Origin of the sequence: Chryseobacterium sp. SIMBA_038 (assembly GCF_046535115.1) — a bacterium.
Taxonomy (GTDB): Bacteria; Bacteroidota; Bacteroidia; order Flavobacteriales; family Weeksellaceae; genus Chryseobacterium.
Genome location: NZ_JAWRXH010000452.1, coordinates 1 through 234 on the forward strand (window position 1 = coordinate 1; position 234 = coordinate 234).

General features: G+C 41.5%; 1 protein-coding gene. It reads left to right on the top strand.

All coding sequences use genetic code 11. The annotated features are described in order from the left end of the window. The coding region (locus SB689_RS24235; RefSeq protein WP_410694563.1) for a DUF4822 domain-containing protein at window positions 1-234 on the top strand (234 nt) is incomplete at both ends.

The following is a 234-nucleotide window of genomic DNA, read 5'->3' on the forward strand; positions in this document are numbered from 1 at the left end:
GCAGCCTTGAATCCGGATGGATCTACCATCTTCACACGTGATGTTGAGATCCTTGTTTTAAATAAAAATGAATTCACTTACAGAATTCGTCCTAATGCAGCTGATCCGTCTATTTATTATGACATCATCCATACGAAGACTTCTCATGCGGAACCAAGTAACGGACAGCTTACATTGGCTTCTACTCCATGGGAAACTACCGGAGCTAAGGATAAAAGTGGAAATAGCGTAGCT